This is a genomic window from Desulfosporosinus sp. Sb-LF, from assembly GCF_004766055.1.
In the GTDB taxonomy this organism is placed as follows: domain Bacteria; phylum Bacillota; class Desulfitobacteriia; order Desulfitobacteriales; family Desulfitobacteriaceae; genus Desulfosporosinus.
Window position 1 is genome coordinate 169,661 of record NZ_SPQR01000003.1, and the last position, 15,578, is coordinate 185,238.

Annotated in this window: 12 protein-coding genes and 2 riboswitches; of the genes, 2 read left to right on the plus strand and 10 right to left on the minus strand. The window is 40.8% G+C overall.

The genetic code is table 11. The features are described from left to right. Positions 1-12 precede the first annotated feature (12 nt). Complete coding sequence (locus tag E4K68_RS05480; protein ID WP_135377927.1) at positions 13-861, minus strand: protein-glutamate O-methyltransferase CheR; 849 nt, start codon at positions 859-861, stop codon at positions 13-15. Beyond that, on the minus strand, positions 858-4,739 hold the full coding sequence (locus tag E4K68_RS05485; protein WP_135377929.1) for a response regulator: 3,882 nt from the start codon (positions 4,737-4,739) through the stop codon (positions 858-860). Before E4K68_RS05485 ends, E4K68_RS05480 begins: the two co-directional genes overlap by 4 nt. 304 nt (positions 4,740-5,043) lie before the next feature. Between E4K68_RS05485 and dcd the strand changes: the two genes are divergently transcribed. Beyond that, the gene (gene dcd / locus E4K68_RS05490; RefSeq protein WP_135377931.1) at positions 5,044-5,568 is read left to right on the plus strand and encodes a dCTP deaminase; all 525 of its coding nucleotides are present in this window, start codon (positions 5,044-5,046) and stop codon (positions 5,566-5,568) included. A 124-nt stretch (positions 5,569-5,692) separates the two neighbouring features. Here the strand turns inward: dcd and E4K68_RS05495 are convergent, their stop codons facing one another. From E4K68_RS05495 to E4K68_RS05530, 8 genes are all read right to left on the minus strand, one after another. Then, entirely contained in the window at positions 5,693-7,987 is a 2,295-nt protein-coding gene (locus tag E4K68_RS05495; protein ID WP_135377933.1) for a molybdopterin cofactor-binding domain-containing protein, read from the minus strand. A gap of 2 nt (positions 7,988-7,989) precedes the next feature. Next, a complete protein-coding gene (locus E4K68_RS05500) occupies positions 7,990-8,439 on the minus strand; it encodes a 2Fe-2S iron-sulfur cluster-binding protein (protein ID WP_135377935.1) in 450 nt (149 codons plus the stop codon). Continuing rightward, on the minus strand, positions 8,424-9,227 hold the full coding sequence (locus E4K68_RS05505; protein ID WP_135377937.1) for an FAD binding domain-containing protein: 804 nt from the start codon (positions 9,225-9,227) through the stop codon (positions 8,424-8,426). Before E4K68_RS05505 ends, E4K68_RS05500 begins: the two co-directional genes overlap by 16 nt. A gap of 184 nt (positions 9,228-9,411) precedes the next feature. Then, positions 9,412-9,513, minus strand: a riboswitch (purine riboswitch). A gap of 177 nt (positions 9,514-9,690) precedes the next feature. Then, positions 9,691-10,854 carry an alanine--glyoxylate aminotransferase family protein gene (locus E4K68_RS05510; protein ID WP_135377939.1) on the minus strand — a complete coding sequence of 388 codons (1,164 nt, stop codon included), beginning with the start codon at positions 10,852-10,854 and terminating at the stop codon, positions 9,691-9,693. A gap of 157 nt (positions 10,855-11,011) precedes the next feature. Next, positions 11,012-11,113: riboswitch (purine riboswitch) on the minus strand. Between the two features lie 372 nt (positions 11,114-11,485). After that, positions 11,486-12,145 carry an SdpI family protein gene (locus E4K68_RS05515; RefSeq protein WP_135377940.1) on the minus strand — a complete coding sequence of 220 codons (660 nt, stop codon included), beginning with the start codon at positions 12,143-12,145 and terminating at the stop codon, positions 11,486-11,488. After that, positions 12,138-12,422 carry an autorepressor SdpR family transcription factor gene (locus E4K68_RS05520; RefSeq protein ID WP_135377942.1) on the minus strand — a complete coding sequence of 95 codons (285 nt, stop codon included), beginning with the start codon at positions 12,420-12,422 and terminating at the stop codon, positions 12,138-12,140. The genes E4K68_RS05515 and E4K68_RS05520 overlap by 8 nt, the downstream gene beginning before the upstream one ends. 143 nt (positions 12,423-12,565) lie before the next feature. After that, positions 12,566-12,826 carry a hypothetical protein gene (locus E4K68_RS05525; protein ID WP_135378124.1) on the minus strand — a complete coding sequence of 87 codons (261 nt, stop codon included), beginning with the start codon at positions 12,824-12,826 and terminating at the stop codon, positions 12,566-12,568. A 199-nt stretch (positions 12,827-13,025) separates the two neighbouring features. Next, on the minus strand, positions 13,026-14,834 hold the full coding sequence (locus tag E4K68_RS05530; RefSeq protein ID WP_135377944.1) for a multicopper oxidase: 1,809 nt from the start codon (positions 14,832-14,834) through the stop codon (positions 13,026-13,028). A gap of 247 nt (positions 14,835-15,081) precedes the next feature. On the opposite strand from E4K68_RS05530, the gene E4K68_RS05535 reads away from it, so the two are divergent. Next, a complete protein-coding gene (locus E4K68_RS05535; RefSeq protein WP_135377946.1) occupies positions 15,082-15,489 on the plus strand; it encodes a hypothetical protein in 408 nt (135 codons plus the stop codon). Positions 15,490-15,578 lie beyond the last annotated feature (89 nt).

The following is a 15,578-nucleotide window of genomic DNA, read 5'->3' on the forward strand; positions in this document are numbered from 1 at the left end:
TCCAGCCCCTTGCTAAACCTCAAATTTCTTTTGGTATATGTTAAGGTCTTCACTAATAACCTTAAATTTCTCAAAATGATTCGAGAATCTTAAACTCTCCTTTGTTCCTATGCCCAAAAATCCACCCTTACGTAAACTTTCGTAAAAAAGCTTAAAAACTTTATTTTGAAGTTCTCTGTTAAAATATATTAGAACATTTCTGCAGATAACGACATGCATCTCGCCGAATACTCCATCAGTTACGAGATTATGATCTGCAAATATAATTTTATCCTTAAGCGATTGATCAAGTATAACTGAGTCATACTTTGCAATATAATAGTCTGCAAAAGAGGTTAGTCCACCAGATTGTTGATAATTGTAGGTATAGTCTTTAATATCATCAATCGGGTAGATTGCTTGTTTAGCTTTAGCAAGTACTTCCACGTTGAAATCCGTGGCATAAATTTGAGTACGCTCATATAAGCCCTCTTCTTTGAGTAAAATAGCCATCGAATACACTTCTTCCCCACTTGAACATCCAGCGTGCCAGATCTTTATAAACGGGTATGTTTTCAAAACAGGGATAACCTCTTGGCGAAAGACTTTATAAAACGGCGGATCTCTAAACATTTCGGTAACATTAATCGAAAAATCAGTGAGCAAATTCTCTAAAAACGTTCTATCGTAGAGAATCTGATACTGCATTTGTGAAATACTCTCAAATCCAGAAACGGATAATCGATGCATAATTCGCCGTTTTAAATGTGCTTTAGAGTAATCTCTAAAATCGTATCCATATTTGAGATAGATTGCCTCCAGAAGGAGCTGAATCTCTATGTCTTTGCTTTCAAGGTAATTCGAATTACAATCACGAATCATTTATGTAACCACACCCTCAAGAGCGAAATGAGTTTATCAAGCTCAAGGGGCTTCGTGAGGTAATCATTAGCCCCAGCTTCAATACATTTGTTTTTATCCTCTTTCATTGCTTTAGCAGTAAGCGCGATGATAGGTATTTTTCGAAACTTATTTTCTCGTCTAATTTCTTTCATAGCCTCAAAGCCATCCATCTCAGGCATCATAATATCCATTAAGATAAGGTCAATATCTTGATTCTGGTGGAGTTTATCAATGCCTTCTCTGCCATTCTTACCTATAATAACGATCATATCCTTTTCTTCTAAAGCACTTGTAAGGGCGAACACATTTCTCATATCGTCATCTACAATGAGTATCTTCTTATCTTTTAATGAAGTTTCTTTATGTTGATGTCTTTTTGTTTCTTTATGTCTTGGATCAGTTATTTTTGAATCTACACCATGCAAAAACAAGCTGGCCTCAGCAACAAGCCTCTCCATTGAGTGAGAACCTTTGATGATGATACTTTCATAGTTTTGTAGTAAATCGTCATTATTATATATACCCTCTTTATCAGTATATATAATAATAGGTACCTGATTTTTTTCTTCCTTGAGCTTAGCCAACAGCTCATAACCCGACTGATCTTTTAACATAATATCGAGAATAATACAATCGAAGCGCTCTATCTTTAAAAGAGTATAAGCCTCCTGCCCTGTATCGGCCGTCAAAACGATTATACCCTTTTTACCGATTATTTCAGTAATCGTCTTTTTCTGAAAAACATCGCTGGCTATAAGCAATAGTTTCTTCAAGGATTGTTCTTCTAAACCTTCTAAACGTTCGAACATGTCATTAATCGTTTCCACATTGGCTGGTTTCTGAAGATATCCGATAATACCCTTCTTACATTCGTCCATTTTATTTTCATGTCCAGAGATAATGTGTACGGGGATATCCCTCGTCTCTTTATAATCCCCTAGCATTTCCAATACCTCCCAACCGCTCATTCCAGGCAAACCCAAATCAAGTAATATTGCCTTTGGTTTATGCTTAAGCGCTAATCTGATGCCGGTTTCACCGTTATCGGAGGTTAAGCAGGTAAACCCTTTTTCATGGGCTAAGTCAGCTAAGACATTCAAGAAGCCTTGATCATCGTCAATAATAAGAAGTAATTTCGCACTCGAAACGATCGGGCTAAGTTCATGTCTGCTATTAGCCTCATTAACCTCTTTTTCAAGGGAAGTAGCTACTTGTTCAAAGGGGATAAGGCTATCCACATCTTCTGGAAGCACCAAGCAGAACGAGCTCCCTTTTCCCTCCTCGCTTAACAGTTCAATCTTTCCTTTAAGTAAACGAGCAAGTTCTTTTGAAATTGAAAGTCCAAGTCCCGTACCACCATATTTTCTACTTGTAGTACCATCAGATTGTCTAAAAGCTTCAAATATTAATGACTGCTTCTCCACTGGGATTCCAATTCCAGTGTCACTGATAATAATACAGATGAATCTATCATTATCGATATCGAGCTTGGAGAAATCACCAGGGATTGGGCGACGAATAGTTATCGTAACTCCACCCTCTTTGGTGAATTTAAAAGCATTAGAAACTAGGTTATTAATTATTTGTTGAACCCTTTGCCCATCGGTCGAAATACTTCCAGGAAGACTCCCATCCAGATTGAAGGTCAAGCTAAGTCCTTTATCCAAGGCAATTTGTCTAAACGATCTCTCTACATAATTTTCCAACTCTCTCAGGCTCATGTTCTCATAATTGACTTCCATTTTCCCAGCCTCCACCTTTGATAGGTCTAGGACGTCATTGATGAGTATGAGTAAATCCGTTCCAGAACTATGAATTGTCTTAGCAAATTCAAGCTGTTTAGCGGTCAGAGGAGAATTGTCCGTCTTATTAGCCAGCAATTGAGATAATACCAGAATACTATTTAAAGGAGTCCTCAATTCATGTGATACATTGGCTAAGAATTCCGATTTGTATTTACTCGCAATCTCTAGGTCCTTCGCCTTAGCTTCAATTTCTTTTTGTGCAGTTTCCAAATGCACATTCTTTATGGAGATCGCTTTCTTTTGTAATTCAAGACTTTTAGTACGTTCCTCAAGTTCCTCATTGATCACTCTCAATTCTTCCTGTTGGACATTCAAACTTTGTTCAGAACTCTTTAAAGCCCTAGTTTGTCTTTCAAGTTCTTCATTACTCTGTCTTAGCTCTTCTTGTTGAACTTGTAATTTCTCCGATTGTTCCATTGTTTTACTGAGCAATGTCTCCATGTCAGTTCGCGCTTCCGCTGAATGAATCGTGATAGCAATACTCTCGCCAATCATATCGATAAATTCTTGTTGAATCTTCGTGATTTCATGAAATAAACCTAGTTCAATAACACATTTAACATCTTCATTATAAATGCATGGGGTAACAATAACATTATGTGGTGCGGCCTCTCCTATACCAGAGTTAACTTTAATGTAATGCTCCGGAACATCGGTGATAACTAGTGTTTGCTTTTCCAAGGCTGACTGCCCGACTAACCCTTCGCCTAATCGGAGTTCGTTAGAAGGATTTATGTGCCTGGTAAAAGCATAACTACCTATCATTCTTAAGCGTTGATCTTTCGTAAAAAGATAGATGGCTCCTATCTGGGCATTTATGTATTTAGCAATGTAGGAAATAATATTATTGCCTAAGGAAATAATATCTTGATCCCCACGAATTTTTCCACTTAATTCTGCCTGGCCTGTTTTCAACCACGTTTGATTCTTATTCTGGTTCATGATGACCTGAAGTTTTTCCATGAATTTATTAAAATAAGCCGCCATATCTCCTAGTTCATCTGTCGAAACGACTTTCAACCTTACTCTCAAATCCGCTTCTCCCTCAGAGATATCTTTGAAAGTACTGGTAACTGTTTTTACTGGTACAACAACCATCTTTAAAATACCTATAGAAATAAGCACCGTTAGAACAATTGCGAGCAACGATAGAGCAATCATTCCGTAAATTGAATTGTCGCTATTTCGTTTAACCTTTGGGCCGTAGGTCTCCTGTTCTTTTATGATTGATTGTTTAATACCCTCTGCATTACCTGAGATCTCAGGACCAATAATATCTAAGCTCTTAATCACACTTTTCTTACTTTCTATCACTGAAACAATTTCAACAAAGTTATTTAAATAAATGTTTCTATCATTAATAACGAGATCAATCTGTTCCTTGTTTTTTGCACCACTCGATTTAATATACAAATCCAGTGATTTTTCTAATTCGTCCAACTCCGTTTTCGCTAAGTTTATAGCATTTTGATCATCATTCTCTAGGTATTTACCAACGTATAACCTAGAACGAAGTAAATTCTTTTCAGCATTTCCTGCCCAATAGGCCGTTGCTGGATTGTTATCATTATTGGCTGACTGCGCAATTTTGGAGAGGGCCTCTTCCATCTCGGGTCCCTTACTGATCAATACGTTATATATGGCTATTTTTTGGGTTTTGTAAGCGACTACTTTCTTAAAGCCTTCTTTATATTCATTTGCCCTCAGCGAAATAATCTCAACACTTCTAGCCCGTTCTTGATCATCCGTAGTAGACTTAAGATCCTCGATAAATTTCTGCATCTTAGCAAAGCGATCCTCAAAAATCTGTTGTTGGGAATCATCCCCTAGCTCAATAAAATTTTTAAAGGCGATCCGGCTCTCCAATAAATTAGTCTGGATTCTTCCAGCCAACACTTCCTCGTTGGCTATTTTTCCATACTCATAGAATTCTTTACTGTTTTGTGTCAGACCAAGATAACCAAATAAACTTGATAACAATAAAAGCAATAGAATTGCCCCTAAAAAGATGCTTAACTTTGCTCCAAGTTTTAAGTTCTTTATAATGGCCATGATATCGCTCCTTCGTCAGCTGTAGACTTCTTCCTCTTTTGCGGCATTTCAGACAATTCGTCATAACTCAAAACATTCCTTCTTCTCACTGAAAGAAACTTTCTCAATAACTTTCTAGACGATTGCATTTTATGGCAATTCATTTTACTTCTATGGAAAATAGACATATAAATTCACTTCAAAGGTTATAATCCAATTTATTTTGACAAAGAATTAATGTTTAACAATTGTTTTATCAAGCGACAAGAATATGTTAAAATTAATCACTCCAAACGAATAATAACCGAGAATTGGGAGGCACTCTATGATTTTATCCGGAAGGGAAGTTAAGAAAAAACTTGGAAACGAAATTACAATCAAGCCCTTTAATGAAAACCAGTTAAACCCTAATAGTTATAATCTAACGTTGCATCACGAACTACTTATCTATACTGACCCAATTCTTGATATGAAAAAGAACAACGAGGTAAAAACCTTAATAATTCCCCCTGAGGGTCTATTACTGGAACCTGGAACACTTTATTTAGGTAGAACAGTAGAATACACAAAGACGGATAATTATGTACCCATGTTAGAAGGTAGATCGTCTATAGGAAGACTTGGTTTATATATTCACGTAACTGCAGGCTTCGGCGACGTCGGATTTGCTGGTTACTGGACACTAGAAATGCACTGTGTTCACCCAATCCGCATCTACTCAGGAGTTGAAATATGTCAAATTTTTTATCACTCGATCGAAGGTGATTTCGACAAATATTGTTCCGGTAAATACCAAAACAATCGTGGTGTTCAGCCTAGCCTGCTGTATAAAGATTTTGAGAGAAAATAAACAGTAAGAAACAGGCTGGAAGCATTGCTTCCAGCCTGTTTCTTACTCCACTTACCTATAAAACCTATCCTAACTTTGCTTATAACTACTATATTTTCACCCAGGCTCCGGGAGCTAAATAGTTTTACAGTTTCTGCAATCCTACAAATACCTTTTCAGGAGTAATCGGTAAATGGTTTACTCTGACCCCCACTGCATTATAAATCGCATGGGCAATGGCCGGCGGTGGGGTATTGGCAACCACTTCTCCGATAGATTTCGCTCCAAAAGGCCCCGAGGGTTCAAAGCTCTCTTCAAACTCTATCCGCACTTTCCCGACATCCTTGCGACACGGGATTTTATACTGCATAAAGGAGTTCGTAGCCATTTTGCCAAACTCATTATAGTTTACATCTTCGTAGAGGGCCATCCCTATTCCCTGGACAATCCCACCTTCGGCCTGAATGCGGGCTAAATTAGGATTAATCACAGTTCCACAATCTATGATCGCAACATAGTCGATCAAGTCTATTTTTCCAGTCTCTTGATCAACTTCTACCTCCGCAAAGCCTGCTACATAGGGCGGAGGGGAAATTTCGCTTCCATGGGTTGCATAACCAACGAGCTGGAGCTTTCCCGTACCCAGTATGGTAAGCTCTGCTAGTTTGGCAAAACTCATCTCTTGATCCCCATTAACCGTGCGAACTGCCATTTCATGCAGTTCGACGTCCTCCGAAGAAACCCCTAAAAACGTCGCACCCTGTTCCAGAATCTTCTTTCTCAATTCCTCCGCTGCCTTTACAACCGCAGACCCCGCTAAATAGGTCGTACTTGAGGCATAAGACCCAGGATCATAAGGAGAAGTATCGGTATCCCCGGCGTTTACAATTATCATCTCCATCGGAATCTCCAAAATCTCCGCAGCCATCTGACTGAGGATCGTATCACATCCAGTTCCCATGTCCGTTGCTCCAATGAGAAGGGTAAAATATCCATCATCGTTTAATCTAATTTCAGCGGATGCAGTACCGATATTCGCAATCCCTGAGCCCTGCATCGTAATCGCCATTCCCACAGCTCTTATTTTTTTGTGACCGATCGCTCGTCGCGGGAATTTTTCCTTCCAGCCAATCAGCTCTTTACCCTTGACTATACATTGATCTAAAGACGAGCTTCCCAGCAGAACTCCTTGACCGGTCAGAAAGGTTTCTCCGACTTTGCTGATATTTTTTAAGCGAATCTCAGTCGGATCCATATTTAATCGTTTTGCTAACAAATTAACTGTCGATTCTAAGGCAAACGTTCCTTGAGTAGCCCCATACCCTCGGAAAGCTCCTGCAGGCATTTTATTCGTATACACGGCATTTCCAGTAAACCGAACCGCTCTCGCTTTATTGTAAAGTGGAAGAGTATAATGGCCTACACAACTTAAGACGGTGGAGGCATGTTCCCCATACGCTCCAGTATCAGATAAGACTTGAATATCGATCGCTCGAATAATCCCTTCCTGATCCGCTCCCAGTTTGACCTTCAATCTCATAGCATGACGGCTGGTCGTACAACTAAACGTTTCTTTTCTATCATAAATGATGAGGGCGGGTTTTCCAGTCTTCAAGGTTACGATCGCTGCAAAGACATCACCAGCGCCTGTTTGCTTTCCTCCGAAACCGCCGCCGATTCTGGGCTTGATTACCCTAATCTTACCCGCGGAAATCTGCAAAGCCCTCGCTAACTGTCTTTTAATATGAAAAGGAACCTGAGTAGAGCTGACCACAACTAGCCTTCCAGTGTGATCAAGGTAGGTAAAAGCGCGGTACGTTTCCATCATGGCATGAGCCTGAGCTTGCGGATAATAAACATCCTCTACTACCACGGAGCAACGCTCAAATTCTTCCTCAACATCTCCTACTGCTTCGTAGTAAGAGGAGGCAATATTTTTTTCCTTATCTAGTCCAATATCGAAATTAACGTGCAAATCCTCTTCAGAATGAATTATCGAAGAATGTCCCAAGGCCTGCTCAAAATTCAAAACAGGTTCCAAAACTTCATAATCAACTTTAATCTTCTTCATGGCTAAAAGCGCTGTTTTTTCATCCACCGCAGCGATAATCGCCACTTCATCTCCCACATACCGAACAATTCGATCAAGAATTAGGCGATCATAGGGAGAGGGCTCGGGATAAGATTGGCCGGCAAGTGTAAAGCGTTCATTTGGAACATCTTTATAAGTAAGAACGCAATCCACGCCCTCTAACTTCTCTGCCCCAGAGATATCGATCGAGTTAATTTTAGCATATGCATGGGGGCTTCTCAGGATTTTCACGACCAACGCATTTGGCATTACTAAATCCTCAGTGTACACTGGTTTGCCGGTAGCGATCATCATACCATCAATTTTGCGAATACTTTGACCTACATTTTTTAAACCTAGGCTATTCATCCCTACTCCACCCCCAGATAGGTCTTAACTGCTCTGAGCTGCCCCATATAGCCCGTACAACGACACAAGTTACCGGTCAGATAGTGTATTATTTCTTCTTCTGAAGGATTAACCAACTCATTTTTCATGGCCAGCACATTCATGATGAACCCTGGGCTACAAAAACCACACTGTTCTGCCCCTTCTGCGCTTAGTACTTGGGCAAATTCTTCTGCCGCCTTGGGAACCCCTTCAATAGTTGTGACTTTTTTACCGTGAACACGCGAGGAAAGGATTGAACAAGACAGCATAGACTTGCCATCAATCCAGACTGTGCATAGTCCGCAGCAGCTTGTTTCACATGCCTTCTTAACACTAAGCAGACCTTGGGCCCTTAAAGTATCCGCCAGAAATTCACCGTTTGCTACGTCCCAAGTTACTACTTTATCATTAATCGTTACTTCGATTTGCATTGCAGAACCTCCATTATTCCCCTCTTGACGAGCACTTGGCAGAGAGCCCGGCGATAGTCGGCCGTCCCCCTCATATTTGTGCCAAAGGATAACTCGGCTGCGGCTTGTTGCGCCGCATCCTCGATCTCCTTGTCTGTTAGGGTTACTGTGGACAGAGTTGTCGAAGCTTTCTTAGCTATTGCCGCTCTTCTCGGTCTTGCCCCCACAACGATTGTCCATCGATCATCAAGCATTGAAACTGCAACATTTAAGATCGGATAGTCACTGGCCGAATTTCTAAAGCTCTGGTAATTGGCTAGACGCTTGTTTTTCTTAATCCATAGTCTCTCTAATATGTCTTTTCCGTAGGGTTTGCTTAAAAAGTCAATTAAGGGCATTCTCCCATTCTTGTATAACTCGACTTCCGTTTCTAACGCTAATAAAGCCGTGATCAAATCGGAAAAACCGTATTTAGAAAAAACCGAAGCGCCCACAGTAACTCCGTTTCTAAATTGCACTCCGATAATATTTTCAACCGATTTGGATAGCACCCCATTGAAATGCTCTCTCAACATCGTATTGGTTTCAATCTCCCTTAGACTTGTCATAGCCCCAATCTCAATGAAATCATCCTGTTCTTCGATATAGCTAAGCTTAAGGTCGGAAAGGTCAATCGCTGTACCAATTCGTTTGGAACCCATTTTCAAAAAAGCACACCCACCAAGAATTGTATTGTTTCTTTTTTTAGAAAGAACCTGATATGCTTCATCTAGGCTATTCGGTTGAACTAAATCAAGTACTGTAAACACTCCAGCCCCTCCTAGTAGTCAATCTTGTTATCTAAAAAAACAAACCCAGGCGAACAGTTTTCAACTCAAAAAACGCGAGAGAAATCTGTCAGCCTGGGTTTTATCCACGACTAACCAACCACTAAAAACTTCTACTTCTCAAGCCGAAGTTGAGTGGCGATTCTGCATCACTTGGATTTTTTACCCTAGGTACACTTTCGCTCATAGTCGGACCATTTACGGCAGTCCGGTAGAAACTTGCAGACCTTATCTCTGCTACTATATGAACACAATATTCGTTTGCCTTGATTTCATTTTACAAGGAATTCCGACATAGGTCAACAGTTTTTTCGAACGTTCACCGTTTAAATCTGTTAATCGTTCGACTTAAAACGTAACAAGACTGCAAGCATATACTCGCAGCCTTGGTACGTAACGTTATATAAGGTATCCCATGATTATCGTAAATCACGAATTTTTCAACTTAAACTGAATGATATACTTTCTTAAACTCTTCGACCGCTGCTTCCATGTTGGCTTCAAGTCCCATTTCCTTAAGAGTTTCTCCGACGAGTTCGATTGCTTTTACAAACATCTCTTCGGTGACATTCCCCATATGGCCGATCCGAAAAGCCTTCCCTGCTAAAGAAGCCAAAGCACCAGCGATCACCATGCCTTTAGCTGCTAACCGGGAACGGAACTCCACATCATTGACACCTTCTGGATAGACTATACAACTCAAGGTAGGAGCCGCAGCCTCCTCAGCCGCCAAAGGTTTCATTCCATAAACTTTCAATCCTGCTCTCACGGCTTGACCTAAAGCAGCATGGCGCCGGTAACGGTTATTCAGCCCTTCTGCCATAACAATTTCCATACCTTTATTAAAGGCATAGATCATATTAACCGGAGGAGTTGCGAAGTATTTGCCCGGATCATTCATAATTGAAATCCAATTTTTAATATCCAAATAATACCCTGGGACTTTAGCCATCGCTTCACGAGCAGCCAAAGCCTTCGGACCAAATGCCACTATACCGAGTCCAGGCGGAACCCCGATCGCTTTTTGGGAGCCTGTTAACACCACATCCAATTTGTAGTCAGGGTGTCCGTAGGTTTTCTGCATATCTTCATCTATCGCTGCAGCCGCACAAACTCCATCGAGAATAAAAAGCGCCCCTGCCTTTTTAACAACCGGAATCAGTTCTTCTATATGAGCCATAACCCCAGTCGAAGTATCAACATGAGTTACAGTTACAGCCTTAAAGCCACCTTCAGCCAACTTTTCTTCGACCAGTTCCTTCTGGATATGTTTTCCCCACTCTGCCTGAAGAGACTCTACTTGGATTCCAAAAGCCTTAGCTATCGGGATAAAGCGGTCGCCAAAATAGCCATGACTTATGACCAGTAACTTTTCCCCTGGAGCGACAGTATTGATAAGCGCCATTTCCATAGCTAGGGTCCCTGAGCCAGCCACGACAAAAACCTCTCCATCCGTGTTAAATAACCGCTTGGTTAAAGAGAGGCTGTTTTTAAAAATCTTAACAACTCGAGGATCAGTGTGCGCGTAAGTTTCACTAGCTAACGCTTCATAAATTTCATCCACAACGGGTGTAGGCCCTGGGATGAGTAACATTTCCTTATTAGGCATATGGTTTCCTCCTTCTTCCAACCCTTTTTGAGTATCTCCCGATGTTCATATAATAACAAAATAACGCTATACAAGTTGTCCAAAAAACAATACCCAAGCGAAAGATTTCAACTCAAATGAACGAGAGAAATCTACCCGCCTGGGTTTTATCCCCGAGGTGTAATCCAATTTCGCTCATAGTCGGACCATTTACGGCAGCCCGGTAGAAACTTGCAGACCTTATCTCTGCTACTATATGAACTCTATCTTCGCATGTCTGAGTTATATATTACAAGAAATTACGACAATGGTCAACTCTTTGTCGAACGTTTTTTGATTTAAATCAAAAATCATTCGACATTATACCTGTTTATAATATTTTTGCTTTATACAGGCTGAGTAGGGAACCAGACATATTGTATTTCCCATATAATGGGATTGTAAGCAAAGAAATTAGAATATCTCATAGCAATAAATTTTTAGGAGTGATAATAATGGATCAATGGTCTCACATGGATGGTAGACATCACAGACGGTATAGGAGACATCAACCCATTTGGTTAATTATCCGTCCTTTTCATAGATGGAGACATCATCACGCTTGGTAAAAACAAAATTTAAGCATCTGCGCTTTCGGGCGCAGATGCTTTGTTTACTTGTTAGTGATTTTCCGATAGGCAAAATATGAATAAGCAGTCGGCACCAGTGAAATCACTACCACAATACTTATAAAACCATATCCGTTTAACGTTGCACCTGTAAGAGTAAACAGTATATTCAAGACCCCACCGAATACCCATAACGGAGCAGCTAATCTATGGGTTTTTCTCCATACTTCTTCATTAGCCAAAGTCCAAGGGGTCTTTATTCCTATAAAATAGTTGTGTTTCACCCTGCCCATGACATTTCCTATAAATATGAATAACAGTGAAATCATGACCTGAATAAAAATCGGTCTATTAACGACAATCCCTGTGGAGATAAGAAAGGTAATGACTTCCATCCCGAGGAAAAAGACAATTAATAAATATTTTAGAAATTGATAGGTTGATTTAAAATTGGCGTAGTTTTTACGTTTGGGATCAATGTATGGAAGGGCTAGAAACATAACATACATTGCTAGATTTATCACAGGCAGTCCGAATGCTCCGAAAAGCCTACTTCCATACCCGTTTACTTCTCCATTCGCATTCCAATGAACAGGTACTCTGTCAGGAAGCAAGGGATAAAAATAAACCCCTAGTGCAAATCCCAGAACGATCAAGCTTAATATCAACCAATCTTTCTTCACCGTACTACTTATCTCATTCATCTTCGTGCCCTCCTTCGTTAACGTGGGTTGTGTTAAAAAACCACTTAATGACCTCTTGGAATACTGTCGTGTTCAGCGAGTAATAAATATTCTGACCCCTTCGTTCATCAGTCACTAACAAAGCTTGTTTAAGAGTATTAAGATGATGAGAAATGCTTGGTTTCGACATGTCAAATTGTTCTGCGATTTCGCCAGCAGTCAAATCTCGATCTTTCAACAATAAAATAATCTTTCGCCTAGTCGGATCTGCAAGTGCTTTGAATGGTAGGTTAAGCATTAAACGGTACACCCCCTTATACAAATACCAATTTAGATATTTAGACAACAATCTAAATATCTAACAATATTATACTCTTTGATTGGAAAAAAGGAAATAGCTATGATTCCACTTATGAAACTTTCAAATCTATAGGGTTAGAATCAGCCTGCCAAGATCCGCTGTATCTGGGCATATTTGGCCTCCGCCTCATCTTCGTCGCTAAACCACAAAGACCCCTGTTCGGATGACTCACTATTAAATGTATGAATTAACCCCCTCGACAAAACCTCCTTTCCCCAGGCTACAAAAAACTGCGCAGGAGAATTAACCGGATTAACCCCAGAGCCAAAATAAATAGGGATCCCGTTAACCTCTATATTCTCATAAACCTTGGCCTTGGTCGTTCCACAAGGATTACCCATTACATCTTCTTCCTTCCACACATAATTATTATTTCTTTCATTAAATTGAATTCTACTTCGGACAACGTTTTTCCTTCATTGCGGTCTGAAAACGGAAAATGTTACTTCCCGTGACCACGAGGGGTAAAACGAAATAACGGGAAAGCATTACCGCTACCCGTTATTTCATTTTACCTCCTCTATGAGTCACTCTCTATCCCTAATCTTTTCTCTTCAACTGCGTTCTCCGAACTTTATACGGCCGCATCATATCATTGTCTTCGTGGTCGAGAATATGGCAGTGCCAAACATAGCCAGGGCCCTTCGAAGGGTCAAAAGGATAAAGATTCATTCCTGGAATAGAGATCCGAGCATTCTGTGGAGCAAATCGAACCCTGATCGTTGTCACCTCACCTGGAAAAGCCTTTATCGTGTCCTTCCATCCTTGTTCGTTAAGCAGCGGATACATCGGCCCATCTAGAAGATAGTGTTCAGTGTTCAGTACCTTGGTTGGATGGTTAAGTGGCGGCATTCCATTAAGCGCTATCCAATCATCCATATACTGCATATCAAGCAACGCTTCGCGACTCTCTAAGCGGAATTGAACTAGGTGTAAATGAATAGGATGAGCATCCATCGTAAGATTAACAATTTCCCATTCTTCGGTCGACCCGACTAGAGGAAGTTCAGAGATTGGGGAATGCCATTTTTGACCATCTAATAACACTTCTAACGGTCCGTTTGGTCCCCCAACCTCAAATAAAACCAATGTTCTTTTTTTTGAATTAACAATTAGGGGTGGTATAGTATTAAGTTTTTGCGGAAGTGGTGGTGGTGTAACAGCCGGTTTATCAAGTACTGTGAACTGCATTATTTGACCTACCGTTAGAGGATCGGGTTGATCTCCAGTCGGGAAGGGCGCGTTAGCATCGTTTTCTAAAATTAGTTTGGAACCAGGTAATACTGCTGAAAAGTCGACAAGTATATCTGCCCTCTCGCCAGGGGCTATGAGCAGGGATATAAGTTGCACAGACTTTGGTAGGTAACCCCCGTCACTGCCAATTTGAACAAAGGGCATCTGATTGGAGAACTTTAAGTTGTAGAACCGTGCGTTAGAGCCGTTTAGAACCCTGAAACGATATTGTCTCGGCTCAACGGCTAGGTTTGGCCAGACCTTACCATTAACCATGATTGTATCACCGAAAAACTCCGGCATCCAATAGGGGTGAATATCCGGATTAATACCCGTATCGGGGAACGCAAATGAGCCGTCAGTATTGAAGGATCTATCTTGGATAGCTAATGGGATTTCAAATTTCCCTTGTGGGAGGATAGATGTGTGTTTGTCGAGGGGATTATGTGGATCTCGTAACAAGTAGAAGCCGGCTAAACCCATAAGCACGTTAAGGCGAGTAATTCCCAGTGCGTGATCATGATACCATAGTGTCGTGGGTTCCTGTGTATTTCCATAATGATACCGGGATTTTTCAAAAGTTGGTCCCGTTATAGCCTCTCCCGCAGTAAACCAAGCCTCTGGATGACCGTCAGAGGCTGACTCGGTTTCACCCCCGTGCAGGTGAGGAACGATAGGAACAGGAGCCTGTGCCAGTGGAAACCCTGGAGGAAAGACCGGAAAAGGTGGCATAGGCATGCCCATTTTATTCGGATTGGCCCAATGCAGAGTTGGGTCGACCGGAAGCAGATGAGGTCCCCCGAGATTATTTTCCCATTGTACGTTGATTGGAACACCTCTCAAAGCCTCAAAAGTAGCGCCAGGCGTATTACGGAAATCAGGCATGATTTCACCCGTTTCTGGATCTTTGGCTTTGCCGCCATATCCCCAAACGATCGTCTCGGGAAAGCCAGAGGGAAGAATTTGTTGAGAAAATTGGCTAACAGAAATTCTATAGTCATGACTTTTAACGATGTTTGTGAACGGTTTTTTGACAATTGTCGGCTCGTATACTGGTGGGATCACTAATTCGTCAAGAAATTTCGGAATGTTATTTGGGTCAAGTGGTGTAGACAAATTGCTCACCTTCCGTACATTTTTACAATATAGTATTGCTAAATACATCTTTTTGTTCCGGCAGATTCGCCAATTATTACTTTCGCTATTGTCTACGTTCGCTTACGCAATTCCGATTTAACGTGTTCTCCTTGCAATAGTGTTTTTTACAGTGACCTCATAAATGTGTATCGAAATTCTTCCCTCTGCTAAACAAATAGACTATAATAACAACATCTAATAGGACAACTATCCAAGGAGGTGTTAGATGTTTACTCAGGCTCATTCACCCGAACAATCTGCCTTTGGTAAACTTGAGAATGGTCGTGACGTGCTTATACTTTACGTCAAGGAATTCAGCAAGGAAGTTAGAGCAATAAATCAGTCCGCTCTGTCAGGGTATACCTACAACTGGTTTGCAACAGAGCAAAAGGATGCCTATGTCCTTCAAGTCACCTGGGCAAACGAAGTCCACATTGCGATTCGCTTCAACTCACAGCACTTCGGCCTAATTAAGCAATTACTCGAACCTAAGGATGTTATTCTTACGACAACCCCAATTTCTGAACTTATGGAAAATGCCAGGAAAAGCGACTATAACTTTCTCGAATTTAACGACGTACTTACGTTTAGTAATTTATACTTTGCCACCCCTAGCTCAGAGTACCAGAATTAAACGACAGTTTCTGCAAACGATAGTCCCTGCTGAGCAAAGAAGAAATACCTTGCAAATTCCTATCTCTGTCATATAATAGAAAAGTAGAA